The organism is Microbispora sp. NPDC046933 (genome assembly GCF_040644635.1).
Classification (GTDB): Bacteria; Actinomycetota; Actinomycetes; order Streptosporangiales; family Streptosporangiaceae; genus Microbispora.
Map to the genome: position 1 here is coordinate 97,934 of NZ_JBEYWW010000018.1, position 17,443 is coordinate 115,376.

The following is a 17,443-nucleotide window of genomic DNA, read 5'->3' on the forward strand; positions in this document are numbered from 1 at the left end:
ATTCAGATCCTTCCGACGGGCTCGGCGGAGATCGGTGGACTCCACGCGGGGGCGGCCGGTGGTTCCTGCCCGGTCTCGGCCAGGAACTCGGGCGGCGGGGAACAGAGCGGCGGGGTCGCGTCGCCGGGGAGCGGGCCGGGCGAGGGCGGGTGCCCCGCGAACTCCTCCCGGATCGCGGCGAGCGCGCGGGGCCGCTCGACCAGGTCGACCGCCGTGGCGGCGAGGTAGCGGGCCGCCGAGAGCAGCCCGCGGTGGGCGATGCCCGTGCCGGTCGAGGCCGTGGCCGCCCACGAGTGGAGCGGCACGCCCAGCGGGACGACGGGCGCCACGAAGGACAGATGCGGGGCCCGCCGGCTCACCTCCGACGTGTCGCTGGACGGCCCGCCGAGATCGACCTCGGCGGGCGGGCGGAGCGGCAGGACGCCCGTGGCCAGCCCCGCCTGCGGCCTGCCGATCGCCGCCTGGAGCCGGACCGCGAACTCGTGGTCGGCGTCGGTGAACTCGGGCGCGCCGAGTTCGCTCATGGTCGCGTGCAGCAGTTCCGCGCCGGCGCGGTTGCCGAGGCCCTCCCGGATGGCGGTGACGACCCGGTGCTCCAGCCGCGTCCTGCTGGCCAGCGCCGCGGCCCTGGCGCAGTCGAGCACCTTCTCGTGGAGGATGCGCGCCCCCTCGTAGGTGCTCTCCCGGACGAAGAACCAGACCGTCGAGATGTCGGGCGTCACATTGGGGGCGCCGGCCGGCCCGGCGAACGCGTAGCCGATCCGCCCGGACGGCGAGACGTTCCCGGCGCGCAGGTGCTCGGCCATCGTGGTCAGCAGCAGGGCGCCGTCCAGGCCGCTCCTGGTGCCCAGCGGGCTGGACGCGTGCCCGGGCGAACCGAGGAAGGTGAACGTCGCGGAGATCAGGGCCGTCGTGACGTCCCAGCCGGTCGCGGTCACCGGCGCCGGATGCCAGTCGAGGAAGACGTCCAGCCCGTCGTAGGCGCCGTCGCGCACCGCGTACGCCTTGCCGACGAGCTGCTCCTCCCCTGTCGAGGCGAAGACCTTCAGCGTGCCCCGGCCGCCGAGCGCCTTCGCGGCCGCGATGGCGGCGCCGGCCGAGGCCGCGGCCAGCGCGTTGTGCCCGCAGCCATGCCCCGGGCCGTACCCGGGTCCGTAATGGGGATCGCCGTCGAACACGAGCGGGTCGTGGCGCGGCACACCGGCCCGCTGGCTCAGCCCCGGCAGCGCGTCGTACTCCACGTTGAACCCGATCACCGGCGCGCCCTCGCCGTACGTCGCCACGAAGGCGGCGGGGAAACCGGCCGTGCCCCACTCGATCGTGAAGCCGTGGGCGCGCAGCAGCCCGGCGGTGGCGAGGGCGGACCGCCATTCGCGCAGGGACGGCTCGGCCAGCGCCCAGATGGTGTCCGACAGGCCCGTCAGCGCCGCGGAGTTCTCCTCGATCCAGCTCAGGGCCGTGGTCCTGGCGCTCATCGCGCCGCTCCCGCCGTCACGTCCACGCCCAGGTCGGCGAGGAGGCGGTGGCGCAGTCCGACGAAGCGCGCGCCGCCGCGGTCGCGCGGGCGGGCGAGGTCCACCGCGAGATCCGTGGCGAACGCGCCGTCGCGGAGCACGATGATCCGATCCGCGAGCAGGATGGCCTCCTCCACGTCGTGCGTGACCAGCACCACGGCGGGACGGTGCCGGGCGCACAGCTCGGCGATCAGCTCCTGCATGGTGATCCGGGTCAGCGCGTCCAGGGCGGCGAACGGCTCGTCCAGGAGCAGCAACTCGGGTTCGCGGACCAGGGCCCGGGCGAGCGCCACCCGCTGCGCCTCCCCACCGGAGAGCGTGGCGGGCCAGGCGCGGGCGTGCCCGCCGAGTCCCACCTCTTCGAGCGCTTCGAGCCCCTTGGCGCGGGCGCTCCTGCCCTGTCCGATCACGACGTTCGCCAGCGCCCGCTTGGACGGGATCAGCCGGGGTTCCTGGAAGACGACCGTACGCACGGGCGGGACCAGCACGGTCCCGGTGGTCGCGCCGTCGAGACCGGCGAGGATGCGCAGCAGCGTGGTCTTGCCCGTGCCGCTCGGGCCGAGCAGCGCGACGAACTCGCCCCGCCGGACGGTGAGGTCGATCCCGTCGAGGACCGCCCTGTCGCCGAACACCTTGCGCAGCCCGCTCACCCGTACGGCGAGGGCGTCGCCGCCGGTCGCCGTGTGTGTCGTGTGCGCAGTGTGCGCAGTGTGCGCTGTGTGCGCTGTGTGCGCTGTGGGGCCGCTCATCGGACCGCCACCGCCCTGCGCCACGGCATCGCGAGGCGTTCGATCACGCGCAGAGCGAGGTCCGCGAGCAGGCCGACCAGCGCGTAGAGGATCACGCAGAGGGCCAGCACGTCGGTGCGCAGGTAGTCGCGCGCCGTGTTCATCAGGTAGCCGAGGCCGGAGGTCACGTTGATCTCCTCGGCGGCGATCAGCGCGATCACGCTGAGCGTCGCCGACAGCCGCAGGCCGGCGAACAGCGAGGGAAGCGCACCGGGGAGGACGACCTCCCGCACCAGCCGGAGCCGGCCGAGGCCGAACGACCTGGCCGCCTCGACGACCTTGCGATCGACGTTGCGGACGCCGCTGGAGACGTTGATGTACATCGGGAAAGTGCAGGCGACCGCGATGAGCAGGATCTTGGACGCCTCCTCGATACCGAACCACACCATGAACAGCGGCACCAGCGACAGGAACGGAACGGCGCGCAGCATCTGCATCGAGGAGTCGAAGAGCTCCTCCCCCAGGCGGGTCAGCCCCGACAGCACCCCGATGAGCAGGCCCGCCGAGCCGCCGAGCACGAAGCCGAGCCCGGCGCGGGCGAGCGAGACGCGCAGCGCCTCCTGGAGCTGCCCGTCCGACCACAGGTCGCCGAACGTCGTCAGCACGGTCCCCGGCCCGGCGAGCACATCGGGGGTGAGCAGCCCCGAGGCGGCGCCGATCTGCCAGGCCGCGACCAGTGCGACCGGCCCCACGACGCGCAGGGCGAGGCTCGCCGCCGGGTGCCTGCGGGCCCTGCGCGGCGGTCGTGGCCGGATGAGGTGGGAAGCCGGCTCGGCGTCGGCCCGCCGCGTCGCCTCCAGCGCGGTCACGCGCCGCCGCCCGGGAGCGTGGTGACGTCGACGACGTACTGCGCGACGTCGAGCGGCGCGGTGAGCACCTTCTGGTCCAGGTAGAACGCGGCGACGTCCCGGAACCGCGCGAGGTCCGCCTCGGTGACGGCCTGGACCGGCTTCCCCTGCCTGCGGATGTCGATCAGCAGGTCCTGGAGCCTGCCCGCCACCGCCTGCGGGCCCGCGGAGGTGAAGACGTTCTGGTACGCCTTCGGGTCGGCGATCTCCTTGGCCGAGCCCTCGTGGAAGAAGTCGTACAGCGCCTTGACGACCTCGGGGTGCTTCTCGATGAGCGTGTTGGACGCGACCCAGATCGCGTAGTTGTCCGACTTGATGTCGGCGCCGTCCGCCAGGACCCGCCCGTCGAGGGTGGCGACCGCGGGAGCCAGGAACGTGGAGAAGGTGGCCCAGGCGTCGACCTTGCCCGACCCGAAGACCGGCGCGGTGTCGACCGGCGCGAGGTAGACGCGCTTGACCTTGTCGAGCGGCACGCCGTAGGTCTGCAACGCCTTGAGCAGGAGGTATTCGCTCGTGCCGCCCTTGCCGACGGCCACGGTGTGCCCGGCGAGGTCGGCCACCGTCTTGATCGGGGAGCTGTTCTTGACCACGATGCCCTCACCCGCCTCGTCCGGCGGGGTGACGGCGAAGATCTTGAAGCTGGGCTTGACGGCGAGGGCGGTGATCCCGGAGGTGATCGAGCCCTGGGCGACGTCGAGCGAGCCGGCGTTGATGGCCTGCGCGGCCGGGGCGAAGACGGGAAAGTCGCCGGCCCACCGGACCTTGGCGTTCACCTTCGCCAGCGCGGCGTCCAGGCTGCCGTCCTTCTTGGCCACGGCCAGGTAGCCGTCGTTGCCGGGATCGGCGATCCTGACGACCACCTGACCCGCTTTCTCAGGCGCGCCCGACGCCGTCGCGCCTGTTCCGGTGGAGCCGCAGGCGGCCAGCAGTGCCAGCGGGACGGCGGCGGCCAGGGCGAGGGGAAGCTTACGCACGTGACTCTCCAGCGGTGATGAGGTGTCGGGCGGTTGCGAGCGGGGTGTGGTCGGCCCAGGCCGCGACGTCGACGGGCGTCTCCAGGAAGCCGTGGGCGCGCAGGGCACGCTCCTGCGCCGCCAGGAGGTCGAGGCGCTCGGCGGACAGGTCGAGGTGGAGGGAGGCTCCGGCACGGTAGGCGCCGGCCACGCCGGCGGGGCCGCCCCCCGTCTCCGCGCCGAGGATCCGTGCCACCTCGGCCGGATGGTCCGCGGCCCAGTCGGCGGCTCTGAGCAGCACGGCGAGGAATCGGGCCACCACGCCGGGGTGCTCGTCGAGCAGCCGCTGGTGGACGGTTATCGGGCGCGGGGTGCCGTTGTTGACCCGCGATCGACGGTCCTCGGCCGCGTCGAGATCGACGGCGACCTCGGCGCGGTGCCGTGCGGCGGCCTCGACGGCCTGCGCCCCCTTGACGTAGACGGCGTCGACCTCACCCCGCGACAGCGCGGCCAGTTCGGCCTCCCACTGCCCGGCGCCCGGCTCGGCCTCGACGTCGACGAGGTCCGCGTCGGCCAGGCCGAGACCGGCCAGGGACAGCGCGCCCTCGAAACCGCGCAGCGCCATGGCCCGCCAGAAGTCGATAGGGATGGGGTGCCGCGGAACCGCCAGGCGCAGTCCCTTGAGCTGTCCGGGGGTGCGGATCTCGCTGCCGGCGCGTACGAGGATCACCTGGCGCTCCTCGATCCACGTCAGCCCGATGAGGCGGGTGGCCTCCCCCCGGGAGCGGGCCCACAGAGCGGGCACGTTGCCGCCCTCCCGGAACAGGCCGGGGAGCCCGTGGGTGTAGTGGTGGTCCCCGGCGACCTCGCTCGGGACGTCCTGAAGCGAACGGACCTCGATGCCCTCCGCGGCGAACTCCGCGGTGAGCCAGCCCCGGTCGGCGGCGATGCCGGTGGCGGTGGGCACCGGACAGCGGGTGAACCAGATCGTGTCCAGGTGGGACGCGGGTGCGCTCATGTCCCGAAGTTTGCCACTAACTTGGTAGGAATTGCAAAGTATGCTCCCATATCGTGGGAAGCCCGTTCGATCGGCTGCGCAGTGGGCTGTGGATACCAATCCCCTTAGACGAAGTGGAGATTCCTACATCATGGGATCGACGAGCGCCGGGGCACAGGCGGTGCAGCGGGCGATGGCCGTGCTCACCTGCTTCCAGGACGGCGGCCCGCCCCTGAGCGCCTCAGACATCGCCCGCCGGTTGGGCCTGTCCGGCTCCACCGCACACCGGCTGGCCCAGGCCCTCGCCGGCTCGGGGTTCCTCGAACAGGACCCGCAGACCGCCCGCTATCGCCTCGGCCCTTCGGTGACCGAGCTCGGCCGGCTCTCCTTCCACCAGCGCGGACTGCACCGCGTCACCCCCGAGCTGAACCAGCTCGCCCGCGTCACCTCGGCGACGGTCGACCTGGCGATGCGCAACGGGAAGCACGCGGTGATCCTGCTGGGCGGCTCGGTCGATCCCGACAGCGCCATCGGCCTGCGCCGCCCGCTCCACTCGACCGCCCTCGGCAAGGTCCTGCTCGCCTGGGCCGCGCCTCCGGGTGACGACCTCACACTTCTCGGCTCGCTCCCGCCCCAGACCGACAGGACGATCACCGACCCCGGCGAGCTGCGCGCCGAGATCGAGAAGGTCCGCGAGAACGGCTACGCGCTCAACGACGGGGAGTCGGCCTACGGCGTCCGGACTCTCGCCGTACCGGTCCTCGACCGGGCGGAGCACGCCCGCTACGCGCTCGCCGTGCGTGCCACGCCACGGCTCATCACGGAGGCGCGCATCGGCTGGTTCGTGAGCCATGCCCTGGCGTGCGCGAGAGCACTGGAGGTGCTGCTCCTGCCACCCTCCGAGCGGCGGATCGCCGACGTGCGGTGAGGCCGCGGGGTGTCGCACCAGGAGTACAGAACCGGAAATTCCCGATTTCATGGACGGTCCTGCCGCTGCCGGATAGCCTCTGCCGGGTCGAGATTGTTGGATCTTCAGCGACAGGGTGGGGACGGCGTGGCGCGCTCGTGGACGGAGCTTCCCACGGGCCGGGTCGTGCACCTGCACGGCGACCCGGACGCCGTCGCGCTGGCGGTCGAGCCTCTGCCTGACGACGCGCCCGCGCTGGTCACGTACGTCCCTCGCCCGGCCGGGACCCCCGCGGACGTGGTCGCCGACGTGCTGGGGGAACTGGAGTCCGCCGCGCTGGCGATGTTCCCGGCCTGGCTGCCCGAGGCGGACGGCATCACGGGACCCGGCGGCGCGGCCGTCCCCGCCGTTCGCGCCCTCGCCCTGCGTACGGGCTCGGCCACCAGGCACTTCGCGCCCTTCCTCGCCCACCTGGCGGAACGCGCCCTGCGGGGTGAGGCCCGGGGCGGCTTCCCGCCCGAGATCCGTGCCGCCGGGCTGGCCCGGGTGCTCCGCTCGGGCTACCGGCGGCCCGAGGCCGCGATCCTCGTGCGGATGCCGCCGGAGCTCAGCCCGTCGGCGGAGGAGGCGCTGGTCGCGGCGTGCGAGTGGCTGGCCCACCACGGCGGGTTCGGCGTCTGGCTCACCGGGCCGCCGCCGCGCTCTGTCGACCGGATCGAGACCGTGGCCGCCCCCATCCCGGAGGAGGTGGCGGCGCTCGCCCGCGAGATCGCGTCCGGCGGCGCCGAGGACTGCCGGCTGCCGGCGCTCACCTTCCCGCCTCTCGCCGGGGTGCCGCACCCGGCCAGCGCCGCCGAGCGGCGGTTGGAGGCGGCGCTGTCGCCGTGCGCCTGGGCGGCGGGCCGCGAGTGGAACCAGCTCCACGCCTCCGGACCGCTCAGCAACCCGATCCGCGTCGACCTGCTCTGGCGTGCCGAGCGATGCGTGGTCGAGATCGACGGCCCCGAGCATCTCAGGCCGCTCCGCCTCGCCGCGGACAGACAGCGCGACCTGTGCCTCCGCCGGGACGGCTACGCCGTCCGCCGCTTCACCAACGAGCAGGTGCTGGAACGTCTCGGCACCGTGCTCGCCGAGTTGGAGCGCTTCCTCCACCAGTGCCGCCATGGAACGTTCGAAGGGTCACCCCATGCCTGACAAGCCCTTGTCCTTCTCCGCGACCTGCGCCCTCCTGATCCTGATGGCGGAGGACCGGGAGATGTCCAATCCCGAGCTCAAGGAAAAGTACGGCGTCACCATCACGGGCAAGGAACGGACCGCCCTCAACGAGGGCAGATTCGTCACCAGCCGGAGAACAGGCCGTTCTTTCAGCCACGTGCTGACCGACAAGGGCTGGCATCACGCGTCGCAGCTCTTCCGGGACGGCGTCACCGCGCCGGGCACCGGTTTCGCCGCGGCGACGGTCAAGGCCCTCGTCGGCAACCTCCAGCGGCACATCGCCCGTAGCGAGAACAGCCTCGCCGAGATCTTCGGGCGGGAGGAGGACCTCCCCCCGGCGACCACCGAGGCACCGGTTGAGGAACCGTCCGCCTCCGAGGCGGCGATCCCGCAGCCACCGGCCGCGAGCGGGATATCGCTCGCATCCGACGACGTCGAGACGATGATCCGCAAGGCGTACGCGCAACTGGCCGACAAGCCGAACGCCTGGGTCAGCCTGACCCGGCTGCGTCCGCTGCTGGGCGACGCCCCCAGGGCCGAGGTCGACGCCGTCCTCCGTCACATGATCGGCCTGCCCGACGTGCGCCTGGTGCCCGAGTCCAACCAGAAGATGCTCACCGACGAGGACAGGAGCGCCGCTGTCGTGATCGGGGACCAGGCCAAGCACCTCATCCTGATCGGAGCATGATGACGAGCGACGAACTCGACGCCCTTCGGGCCCTGCGGTTCAACTACACGCGGGTCGCCGACGACGTGTGGCGCCCGTTGCCGTTCCACGTCGAGGGGCTGCACCGGGACGCCGCCCAGGTCATCCTGAACGGCCTGCTGGAGGCGGAGGAGAGCGTCGCCGCGAGCCCCATCGGCGTCGCGATACAGGGCCAGCGGGGAACGGGCAAGACGCACCTGCTCGGCTGGGTGCGGCAGAAGGTGCACGAGGAGGACGCCTACTTCTTCCTCGTCAGCCTGCTCGACGCGAAGGACTTCTGGGAGAGCGTGCTGCTCTCCATGCTCGACAGCCTCTCCCGGCCGATGGCCGGGGACGGCAGTCAGCTGAAGGAGCTCCTGTGGCGCCTGTGCGTGCTCGCCGACGTGCCGCAGGCCGCTCGCGGCCCGATCATCGGTGACGCTCCCCTGTCCCGGGCGGACCTGGACGCCTTCATCAACGCCCTGCGCCGCTACGACTCGCACGCCGGCCGTGACGTGCAGGACACCGCACGGGCCCTCACGCTGCGGGCCTCCCATGACCTGGCGGCGCAGGACGTCGGTGACGCCTACCTCATCTCGGCGCCGCAGGGAGAGCCCGGCGAGCGCGCGGGATGGGGGTTCCGGACCGTCGAGAAGACACCGCAGGAGATCGTCCACGACCTGTCCAGGCTTCTCGCGCTGACCGGTCCCTCCGTCATCGCCGTGGACCAGGTCGACACGCTGATCGCCCAGTCCTCGGCCCTGACCGAGGGCGGATCGGCGGAGGACCCGGAGCACCGGAGGGCGCTCGAACGCGTCGCGGGCGGTCTGATGACCCTTCGCGAGGTCACCCGCCGCACGCTGACGGTGCTGTCCTGTCTCCCTCAGACATGGGCATTGATCGAGCGGCATGCCACGGACACCGTCCAGGACCGCTTCCGGACGACCTTTCCGCTGGGGACGATCTCGGACGCGAAGACGGGCCGGGCGCTGGTCGAGAAGCGGTTCGGCGCGCAGTACGGCGCGGCGGGGTTCACGCCGCCGTATCCGACGTGGCCGGTGAAGCCGGAGGCGTTCGAGGAGGCGAACCAGTACACCCCGCGCCAGTTGCTCATCAGGATCGACAAGCACGTGCGGTCGTGCCTGGCGAGCGGGCAAGTCACGGAGCTGGAACGGCTGACGGGCTCCGGGTCGAGCACGGTCGATCCCATCCCCCTGCCACGGAAGCGGGAACCCGACTTCGGCGGGCTCGACAGGCGGTTCGCGGAGCTGCGAAAGCGGGCGGACGTGGCGGAGGCGCTGGACCCGATCACGGAGGACGCCGTGATGCCGGGACTGCTGTCGGCCGGGCTGTCCGCCTGGATCGCCGAGCAGGGCGACGACGGGCGCCTGTTCACCCAGGACCCGCCCCCGAGCACGAAGCCGCCCCTGCACGCGCGTCTGCGGCGGACCCTGGACGAGGCGACGGAGAACGAGGCCCACTGGTGCTTCCGGGCCATCTCGGCGTCCCACCACATCGCCGCGCTCAACCGGCTGAAGGCCGCCTCCACCGCGGCCGGGCTCGACGAGCGGATACCCGCGCGCAGACTGTTCGTGCTCAGGAACCAGAGCTGGGCGAAGGGGCCGGTCACGCAGGAGGCCCTCGCGGCCTTCGAGCAGGCGGGCGGCCGTGTCCTCCAGGTCGAGGAGGACGACCTGAGGATCTTCTCCGCGCTTCGCACCCTGCTGACCGAAAACCCGCCGGACCTCCAGGCATGGCTCGTCTCTCGCAGGCCGACGAGCGAGGTGAAGCTGTTCGCCGAGGCGCTGAGCGACGCGGCTGTTCCCCGCGGGTCCGGCGCCGGGAGCGGGAGGTCCTCCCGGGCGACCCGGTCGCCGGACCGCCCCCGGCGCACCGCCAATCCCGACCGGCGTCTGCTCCGCCGGGAGGCGGTGCCAGGACTCAGGCCGCTGCCGGTGTCCGACGCGCCGTCCCCCGCCTCCGACACCACGCCGCCACCGGCGCCCGGCACCACCCCGCCACCGGCCTCCGAGACCGCGCCGCCACCGGCCTCCGAGACCACGCCGTCACCGGCCTCCGGCGATGCGCCGGAACCGGTCGGTACGAGCGTCGCGCCGCCCGGCGGCGCAGCCGTCGGCTCGGCCGGTCCCGATCTGCAGGTCTGGCCACCGCTGCTCTCCCCCGAGGCATCGCCGGCCGACGCGCCGGCCGCGGAGGTACCGGCCCCGGAGGCGCCGGCTGCTGAGACGCCGGCTACCGAGGCGCCGGCTACGGAGACGCCGTTCGCGGAGACGCCGTCCGTTCCTCGCTCGCGCAGGGCACTGTGGTCGGACGAGGTCCCGCCGGCTCCGTACCTGACGATCGGGGCCGCGACCTCGGACGACCGGCCGGTACGGATCCCGTTGGAGACCCTGCGCAAGCACACGGCGATCTTCGCGGGCTCGGGCTCCGGCAAGACGGTGCTGATCCGCCGTCTCGTGGAGGAGTGCGCCCTTCAGGGGGTCTCGGCGATCGTCCTCGACGCGAACAACGACCTCGCACGGCTCGGCGACCGGTGGCCCGAGCCACCGGCGGAGTGGGGCGAGGGCGACGCGGCCAGGGCCGACGACTACCTGGCGAACACCGACGTCGTCGTCTGGACGCCGCGCAAGGAGTCGGGACGCCCGCTGAGCTTCCAGCCGCTGCCCGACTTCGGCAGCATCGCCGACGACGCGGACGAGTTCGACGAGGCGGTGGACGCCGCCCTCGCCGCGCTCGTGCCCCGGGCGAAGCTGGAGACCAGGACGGCCAGGGCCCACCTGGGCCAGGCGGTGCTCCGCGAGGCCGTCGCCCACTACGGACGGCACGGTGGCACGAGGCTGAACGGCTTGATCGCCCTGCTCGACGACCTGCCGGACGGCGTGAGCAGTCTCGAAGGCGCTGCCAGGCTCGCGACCGAGATGGCCCAGCACCTGAGGGCGGAGACGATCAGCGATCCCCTGTTCGCGGGGACCGGGACGCCTGTCGATCCCGGCGTCCTGCTGACGCCGCCGGAGGGGAAGCGGGCCCGCGTCTCGGTGATCAGCCTCACCGGCATGGCCTCCGACGCTCAGCGGCAGGGCTTCGTCAACCAGCTGCAGATGGCGCTGTTCTCCTGGATCAAGCGGCATCCGGCCGGAGACCGGCCGCTCGGCGGACTGTTCGTGATGGACGAGGCCCAGACGTTCGCGCCGTCCGGACCGGCGACCGTGTGCACCCAGAGCACGCTCGCCCTCGCCGCCCAGGCCCGCAAGTACGGCCTCGGGCTGGTGTTCGCCACCCAGGCGCCGAAGGGCCTGCACAACCGGATCACGGGCAACGCCGCCACCCAGTTCTTCGGCCTGCTCAACGCGCCGGCCCAGATCACGGCGGCGCGTGAGCTGGCCAGGGCCAAGGGCGGCGACGTCGCCGACGTGTCGCGGCTGCGGTCCGGCCAGTTCTACGCGGCGTTCGAGGGCGGGTCCTTCACGAAGGTCCGCACACCGCTGTGCCTGAGCCACCACCCGAGCAGCCCCCTGACCAGTGAGGAGGTCGTGGCCCGGGCGAGCCGGTCCTGAGGGATGGCGGGGAGCCGGCGCCGCCCTCGGGCGCGGCGCCGGCTCCGCCGCCCGCGTCAGCGCTTGCGGCCCACTCCCGCACAGCCCATGCGGGCCGTCTCCTCGTCGGCGAACATCGCCGTCTCCTCGTCGCCGAACGGCCAGACGTTCTCCGGCCCGGCGCCGCTGGCCAGGCCGGGAGGGATCAGCTCGAAATCGCCGAAGAAGCGGGCGATCTCCGTACGCGACCGGGGGACGAACGGCACGTTGGCCTGGCGGTAGAACTCGGTGATCCTGCCCATCCTCTCGGGGGCGGTGTCACCGCAGACGTGCGAGAGCGCGAGGTAACTGCCCGGCGCGAGGGCCTCCCGGTAGGCGGCGACGAACCCCTGAGGGTCGTCCTCGTCCGGCACGAGGTGCACGAAGAACATCATCAGCACGGCGACCGGCCGTTCGAAGTCGATCAGTCCGCGCACCTGCGGATCGCCGAGGACCTCCGCGGGCCTGCGCGCGTCGGCCTGGATCATCGCCACGCGGTCGGGGTCGGCCAGCAGCGCCCGCCCGTGCGCGCAGACCACGGGATCGCTGTCCACGTAGACCACCCGCGCGTCGGGCGCGAACCGGTGGGCCACCTCGTGCACGTTGTCCTGCGCCGGGAGTCCCGACCCGAGGTCGAGGAACTGCCTGATCCCCTGGTCCACCAGGTAACGCACGATCCGGCCGATCAGCCGGCGATTCTGCCTGGTGCCCTCCCTGGTCTCGGGCAGCACGCTCAGCACCAGGTTCGCCAGGTCGCGGTCGGCTTGGAAGTTGTCCTTGCCGCCCAGGAAGTAGTCGTACATGCGGGCCGCGTTGGGAATGGTCGGATCGACTCCACGGGGCGCCTGCTCGGCCGTCATAGGGCTCACGTCCTTCACCGCGCGACCGCGGCACTTTCAAGATCCAGATCGTGAGCCCAATCTAACGTGGGCCGGCGCCCGTGTCCTCCTACCGGAGACGGAAGGCGGCGGAGGCGGCGGCGGCGATCACCACCGACAGGACCACGACGACCGTGAGCGTCCCCAGAGGGTTGCGGTGCCGTACGGGCGCGACCGCGCGCATGGCCGGCACGCGGTATACCGGTGACCTCGACGGCGACGGGGTGGGCCGCGGTGTCGGGCGGGGGCGGGGGGACGGCACCGCGGCGGGCGGCGGGGGCGCGGCCGCCACCCGGTGCGGGGAGTGCCGGGGCGCCGGCGCGGGCTTCTCGGGAGCCGGTGACGGCGGTGGTTCCGGGGAAGGCGCGGGCGGAGGCTCCGGAGAGGGCGCGGGCGGCGGCACGGGCGTCGGCGGCGTGCAGCCGGGCCCGCCGATGCCGACCTCGGCGTGCAGATCGACGATCACGTCGACGTCGACGCAGACGCCGACCCGCAGGCCCGGTCCGTGCGGGTCGTCGGCCGCGAGGGACACACCCTGGACCACGCCCTGTGCCCGCGCCGAGCCTCCGGTCTCCAGCCGCCCCGATAGCGCCGGCGCGGGAGACGCGGCGGCCGGCATGACACAGGCCGGTGCGGTGCAGGTCAGCGCGGCGCAGGCGCAGACGAGCGCGACGGCCGCGCGCGGGCCCGCCGTCCTGCCCATGTCAGCGGCCCTCGGGGATCCGCTGGAACTCGTGCAGGGCGCTCACGAACGCGTCGGGCTTGACCGCCAGGCCACCGCTGAAGGGGTGGGAGATGTTCCACGCGAGGTAGACGCCCACGCCGAGCAGGACCGCCATCGCCGTCACCGGCACGAGTGTGAGCCCCCGGGGCCGGGCCCCGGCCAGGAACGGGAAGACGACGACGATGGCGCCCGTCACGATCGTCAGCAGGAAAACTCCGGGAGGCAGCGTGGTCTCCGTGTCGGCGGCGCGCTGCCGGCGGGCGGCGAACAGGTCCGCCATCCGCTCCAGCACGGCGTCCTTGGCGTCGTGCGCCTCGTCGGTCGTGACCGGCAGTTCGGTCACGCGGGCGCGCAGCGCCTCCAGCCGCGCCGTCCCCTCGCTGCCGAGGCGTCCGGCCGCCATCTGCGGCCACTCGTCCTCGACGACGTACCTCGCGTACTCGCGCAGCCCCTCGCGCACCTGGGCGGCGTCGGGGGCGGGCAGCGGCGCGGCGGCCCAGTAGGCCTCCACGAGAGCCTGGGTCTCCGAATAGGTGTTCTGCCGCGCCGAGTCGGCCGAAGTCCACGGCACGACGATCGCGATGGCGAACACGAGCAGGAACAGCGAGGACAGCATCGACCCCGCGTGCCCGGCGGACGCGCCGCCGGGATCGCGATCGTCGGTGCCCCGGCCCAGCGCGCGGAACAGCAGGGCCGCCACGGCCACCAGGCCGACGGCCGCCGCGACCGCGAGTACGCCCATGAGCATGACATCTCCACAGACACTTTGCCGATTACTTGTGGTGAGATGACTATCACAAAAAGTAACCAGCGACCAGCGGAGACGCGCAAACGACGGCGCGGCATGCCCCGGCCGCGGGGGCAGGTCGTGGCAGGATCGGCGCGGAGGTGGGCGCATGCGCGTGGTGATCGCGGGCGGGCACGGGAAGATCGCCCTTCGGCTGGCACGCCTGCTGAGCGGGCGGGGCGACGCGCCGGTGGGGCTGATCCGCAACCCGGACCAGGTCGCGGACCTGGAGGCGGCCGGGGCCGAGGCGGTGCTGTGCGACCTGGAGCGGACCACGCCCGGGGAGGTGGCCGAGATCCTGCTCGGAGCCGGAGCCGTCGTCTTCGCCGCCGGGGCGGGACCCGGCAGCGGCGCCGCACGCAAGTTCACCGTGGACCAGGGCGCCTCGGTGCTACTCGCCGACGCCGCGGAACGGGCGGGTGTGTCCCGCTTCATCCAGATCTCCTCGATGGGCGCGGGATCGCCGCCGGCGCCGGGGCGCGACGAGGTCTGGGCGGCCTACATCACCGCGAAGACGGCGGCGGAGGAGGACCTGCGCGCCCGCCCGCTCGACTGGACGATCCTGCGGCCGGGGCGGCTCACCGACGGGCCGGGGACCGGCCTGGTGACGCTGGCCGACCCGCCGCTTCCTCCGGGGGCGGTGCCACGCGACGACGTCGCCGCCGTGATCGCCGCGCTGATCGACGCTCCGCAGACGCGGCATCGCGTCCTCGAACTCATCGGCGGAGGCGTGCCCGTCGCCGAGGCCGTACGCCTCGTGCTGATGCGGTGAGGCGCGAGGGCGAGCCGGGACCGTTACTCGTGCGGTCCCGCGTGACAAGAGGGGCTAAATACCCAATCGAGCACTAAGTCATCTCGTTACGGAAAAATCCCAAATTTGGGGGGTTACGGCACCTTGACGACTTTTTCCGGGTGACAAAGACTTCCCTCGACCTCGCGTGCTCCCCTCCGGGCTGACCCCCCGCCCCGGAAGGCACGCCAGATGGAGGAAACTCGATGAGGAGCTCTCCCCGCAGGGCGCGGCGCTACGCGGCCGTGCTCGCACTCCCCTTGGCGATCACCCTGAACGCCCTCCCGGTGCTCGCCGACCCCTCTCCCCAGCCGGTCCCGCCCGACCGGGCGTCCAGCACCGCGCAGGACGGGGTCGCGCTGCTGCGCGTCGTCGTCCCCGACCAGGCGGCGGTGGACAAGCTGGTCTCCCTGGGCGTCGACCTGGCCGAGTACACCAAGCCGGTCGACGGCGGCATCGAGGTGCACGCCGTGCTCAGCCCCGAGGAGGCCCGGAGCCTGCGCGACCAGGGCTTCGACGTCCGCGACGCCATATCCGACCAGGGCGACTACGCCGCGAACCAGGCGGAACGGCGGCAGGCCCTGGCCGCCGCCTCGGCCGACGCGGCGGCGACCGACACGCTCACCCCGCTGCGCGCCGAGTGGTTCACCAGCCTCGACGGCCAGCGTTTCCTGTCGGTGGAGGTGAAGTCGAGCGCCACGGACGCGCAGACCGTGCTCACCGCCACCTGGGACAGCGGTCCCGGAACGGCTCCGGACTCCGGCGGCACGGCGACCATGTCCCGCTTCACCGACGCCGGGCAGTACATGTACCACCGGTTCAACTCGCCGCTGCCGATCACGCAGACCCCCACGAAGGTCACGGTGACCAGCAACCGGGGCGGCACGGTCACGGTGCCGGTGACCAAGTGGCTCGGCGAGGAGCGCAAGGCCCCGAGCAAGCACTACGTGTCGGACTTCGTCGACCACTACATGGACCCGACCGAGGTCACCGGCCGCATCACCGGGCTCGCCAAGGAGTTCCCGAAGATCGCGGAGATCGTCGACCTGCCGTACAAGACGAACGGCTACCGGCGGGCGGCCCAGGCGCAGTTCGGCACCGGGGCCGGCACCGCCGCCGCGAGCACCTTCTACGTGAGCTCCAAGGCGTACGGCAGCGAGGGCGGCAACGACGTGAGCGTCGCGCTGGTCCGGCCCGCCGCCGCCTCCGCCCCGCTGTCGGTCGCGGTCAACGGCAAGAACGTGGTGGTCAACCTGGCCACCGACGCCTCCGGGGCGATCAGCAGCACGGCCGCGCAGGTGGTCGCCGCCCTCAACGGCGACGCCGCCGCCTCCGCGCTGCTCACCGCCGCCACCTACCGCGGCAACGCCGGGAACGGAGTGGTGACCGAGGCAGCCGCGACGAAGCTCACCGACGGCCTCCAGGCTCCGGCGACGGTCTCGCGGCAGCCGTTCCAGATGAAGGTCCTGCGCGTCGGCAAGCACCGGGACGGCTCGAAGGTCGGCGTCTTCCTCTACTGCCAGGAGCACGCCCGCGAGTGGGTGACCCCGGTGACCTGCGTGGAGACCGCCGAGCGGCTGCTGCGCAACTACGCTCACGACGCGGCCACCCGCAAGCTCGTCGACGGCCTCGACATCTTCATCATGCCGACGGCCAACCCCGACGGCGGGCACTACTCGATGTACGACTACAACATGCAGCGGCGCAACATGACCAACTACTGCCCGGTCTCCAACGGGGACCCGGGCCGCCGCAACTCGTGGGGTGTCGACCTCAACCGCAACTTCACCGTCGGCTCGGTGTTCGACGGGTACAACGGCGCCTCCACGACCTGCACCAGCGACACGTTCGGCGGTCCTTCCGAGCTGTCGGAGCCCGAGACGCGCAACCAGGTGTGGCTCACCGACAAGTACACCAACATCAAGTTCGCCATGAACACCCACTCCTACGGCGGCTACTTCATGTGGCCTCCCGGGGCGTACAAGACCGCGGGGCGTGAGGTCCTGCCGCGGACCGACTTCGGCACGGAGAGCTTCTTCTGGAACGCCTCCGGCCACATCCTGTCGGCCGTGCAGGACTGGCGTGGCACGGCGATCTGGCCGGGGCGCACCGGCCCGGTGGTGGACGTGCTCTACTCGGCGGCGGGCAACAGCGCCGACGAGCACTGGTACAACCGCGGCATCATCGGCTGGGACTTCGAGGTCGGCGCGGACGTCTACGACCAGGCGACCAAGCAGTACCGCGCGGTCGGCTTCCAGCCGCCGTTCGCGGAGGGCCACGAGGAGGCGATGGAGTTCTCCAACGGCCAGGTCGCCATCCTGGAGGTGGCCCGGGCCTACGCGGAGGACAAGGACCGGCCGGACTCGCGGCTCACGGTGACCGCGAAGGACGCCTCCTCGGCGACCTTCACGTTCACGACCGACGAGCCGGCGAACGTCTACTACACGCTCGACGGCAGCCGCCCGACGCTGAACTCGCCCAAGCTGGCCGCGGCCGGCATGCGCGAGGGTGCACAGAAGATCACGGTGACCGGGACCACGGAGGTCCACTGGTTCGCCGTGGACATCGCGGGCAACGTCGAGAAGAACTACAAGCCGGACGGCAACGGCAAGAACTACAACAAGGAGACCGTCAAGGTCGGCGACACGCGCTGACCCTCCGTTCCGAGGTGGCCGCCGGCCGGGGAGTTCTCACCGCCGCGGGGCCCCCCCAACTTTCCCAACCGACCCCCACTATACCGGCGGACGGGGAACCAGGGTTGGAA

At 72.5% G+C, this 17,443-nt stretch carries 14 protein-coding genes; 6 read left to right on the forward strand and 8 right to left on the reverse strand.

The window, feature by feature from the left end:
* Window positions 1–2: 2 nt before the first annotated feature.
* The 5 genes from ABZ857_RS23995 to ABZ857_RS24015 are packed head-to-tail and all read right to left on the reverse strand — an operon-like array spanning window position 3 to window position 5,121.
* A complete protein-coding gene (locus ABZ857_RS23995) occupies window positions 3–1,475 on the reverse strand; it encodes a hypothetical protein (protein ID WP_357046342.1) in 1,473 nt (490 codons plus the stop codon).
* A complete protein-coding gene (locus ABZ857_RS24000) occupies window positions 1,472–2,263 on the reverse strand; it encodes an ABC transporter ATP-binding protein (protein WP_357046344.1) in 792 nt (263 codons plus the stop codon). Before ABZ857_RS24000 ends, ABZ857_RS23995 begins: the two co-directional genes overlap by 4 nt.
* Window positions 2,260–3,111 (reverse strand): ABC transporter permease subunit, encoded by an 852-nt coding sequence (locus ABZ857_RS24005; RefSeq protein WP_357046346.1) that lies wholly within the window; start codon window positions 3,109–3,111, stop codon window positions 2,260–2,262. The genes ABZ857_RS24000 and ABZ857_RS24005 overlap by 4 nt, the downstream gene beginning before the upstream one ends.
* Window positions 3,108–4,124 (reverse strand): ABC transporter substrate-binding protein, encoded by a 1,017-nt coding sequence (locus ABZ857_RS24010; RefSeq protein ID WP_357046348.1) that lies wholly within the window; start codon window positions 4,122–4,124, stop codon window positions 3,108–3,110. Before ABZ857_RS24010 ends, ABZ857_RS24005 begins: the two co-directional genes overlap by 4 nt.
* A complete protein-coding gene (locus tag ABZ857_RS24015) occupies window positions 4,117–5,121 on the reverse strand; it encodes an ABC transporter substrate-binding protein (protein WP_357046350.1) in 1,005 nt (334 codons plus the stop codon). Before ABZ857_RS24015 ends, ABZ857_RS24010 begins: the two co-directional genes overlap by 8 nt.
* Before the next feature lie 130 nt (window positions 5,122–5,251).
* On the opposite strand from ABZ857_RS24015, the gene ABZ857_RS24020 reads away from it, so the two are divergent.
* The 4 genes from ABZ857_RS24020 to ABZ857_RS24035 all read left to right on the forward strand — a co-directional run bounded on the left by ABZ857_RS24020 (window position 5,252) and on the right by ABZ857_RS24035 (window position 11,482).
* Entirely contained in the window at window positions 5,252–6,028 is a 777-nt protein-coding gene (locus tag ABZ857_RS24020) for an IclR family transcriptional regulator (protein ID WP_357046352.1), read from the forward strand.
* A 126-nt stretch (window positions 6,029–6,154) separates the two neighbouring features.
* Window positions 6,155–7,201 carry a DUF559 domain-containing protein gene (locus ABZ857_RS24025; RefSeq protein WP_357046354.1) on the forward strand — a complete coding sequence of 349 codons (1,047 nt, stop codon included), beginning with the start codon at window positions 6,155–6,157 and terminating at the stop codon, window positions 7,199–7,201.
* Window positions 7,194–7,910, forward strand: a complete 717-nt coding sequence (locus tag ABZ857_RS24030) for a hypothetical protein (protein WP_357046356.1) — start codon at window positions 7,194–7,196, stop codon at window positions 7,908–7,910. Before ABZ857_RS24025 ends, ABZ857_RS24030 begins: the two co-directional genes overlap by 8 nt.
* Window positions 7,907–11,482 carry a DUF87 domain-containing protein gene (locus tag ABZ857_RS24035; RefSeq protein WP_357046358.1) on the forward strand — a complete coding sequence of 1,192 codons (3,576 nt, stop codon included), beginning with the start codon at window positions 7,907–7,909 and terminating at the stop codon, window positions 11,480–11,482. The genes ABZ857_RS24030 and ABZ857_RS24035 overlap by 4 nt, the downstream gene beginning before the upstream one ends.
* A 56-nt stretch (window positions 11,483–11,538) precedes the next feature.
* On the opposite strand, the gene ABZ857_RS24040 is transcribed toward ABZ857_RS24035, so the two are convergent.
* The 3 genes from ABZ857_RS24040 to ABZ857_RS24050 form a co-directional block, all read right to left on the reverse strand.
* Window positions 11,539–12,360, reverse strand: a complete 822-nt coding sequence (locus ABZ857_RS24040) for an SAM-dependent methyltransferase (RefSeq protein WP_357046360.1) — start codon at window positions 12,358–12,360, stop codon at window positions 11,539–11,541.
* A gap of 88 nt (window positions 12,361–12,448) precedes the next feature.
* Window positions 12,449–13,081 (reverse strand): hypothetical protein, encoded by a 633-nt coding sequence (locus tag ABZ857_RS24045; RefSeq protein WP_357046362.1) that lies wholly within the window; start codon window positions 13,079–13,081, stop codon window positions 12,449–12,451.
* Between the two features lies 1 nt (window position 13,082).
* Window positions 13,083–13,850, reverse strand: a complete 768-nt coding sequence (locus ABZ857_RS24050) for a hypothetical protein (RefSeq protein WP_357046364.1) — start codon at window positions 13,848–13,850, stop codon at window positions 13,083–13,085.
* 148 nt (window positions 13,851–13,998) lie between these two features.
* Between ABZ857_RS24050 and ABZ857_RS24055 the strand changes: the two genes are divergently transcribed.
* Window positions 13,999–14,661 (forward strand): SDR family oxidoreductase, encoded by a 663-nt coding sequence (locus ABZ857_RS24055; RefSeq protein ID WP_357046366.1) that lies wholly within the window; start codon window positions 13,999–14,001, stop codon window positions 14,659–14,661.
* Between the two features lie 224 nt (window positions 14,662–14,885).
* The gene (locus ABZ857_RS24060) at window positions 14,886–17,333 is read left to right on the forward strand and encodes a M14 family metallopeptidase (RefSeq protein WP_357046368.1); all 2,448 of its coding nucleotides are present in this window, start codon (window positions 14,886–14,888) and stop codon (window positions 17,331–17,333) included.
* The last annotated feature ends 110 nt before the right edge of the window (window positions 17,334–17,443 follow it).

Excerpts from the sequence above, each read along its gene's own strand:
- ABZ857_RS24000 (WP_357046344.1), bottom strand. The coding sequence starts at position 2,263 with ATGAGCGGCCCCACAGCGCACACAGCGCACACAGCGCACACTGCGCAC.
- ABZ857_RS24045 (WP_357046362.1), bottom strand. The coding sequence starts at position 13,081 with ATGGGCAGGACGGCGGGCCCGCGCGCGGCCGTCGCGCTCGTCTGCGCC.
- ABZ857_RS24030 (WP_357046356.1), top strand. The coding sequence starts at position 7,194 with ATGCCTGACAAGCCCTTGTCCTTCTCCGCGACCTGCGCCCTCCTGATC.
- ABZ857_RS24060 (WP_357046368.1), top strand. The coding sequence starts at position 14,886 with ATGAGGAGCTCTCCCCGCAGGGCGCGGCGCTACGCGGCCGTGCTCGCA.
- ABZ857_RS24055 (WP_357046366.1), top strand. The coding sequence starts at position 13,999 with ATGCGCGTGGTGATCGCGGGCGGGCACGGGAAGATCGCCCTTCGGCTG.
- ABZ857_RS24035 (WP_357046358.1), top strand. The coding sequence starts at position 7,907 with ATGATGACGAGCGACGAACTCGACGCCCTTCGGGCCCTGCGGTTCAAC.
- ABZ857_RS23995 (WP_357046342.1), bottom strand. The coding sequence starts at position 1,475 with ATGAGCGCCAGGACCACGGCCCTGAGCTGGATCGAGGAGAACTCCGCG.
- ABZ857_RS24040 (WP_357046360.1), bottom strand. The coding sequence starts at position 12,360 with ATGACGGCCGAGCAGGCGCCCCGTGGAGTCGATCCGACCATTCCCAAC.
- ABZ857_RS24015 (WP_357046350.1), bottom strand. The coding sequence starts at position 5,121 with ATGAGCGCACCCGCGTCCCACCTGGACACGATCTGGTTCACCCGCTGT.
- ABZ857_RS24020 (WP_357046352.1), top strand. The coding sequence starts at position 5,252 with ATGGGATCGACGAGCGCCGGGGCACAGGCGGTGCAGCGGGCGATGGCC.
- ABZ857_RS24050 (WP_357046364.1), bottom strand. The coding sequence starts at position 13,850 with ATGCTCATGGGCGTACTCGCGGTCGCGGCGGCCGTCGGCCTGGTGGCC.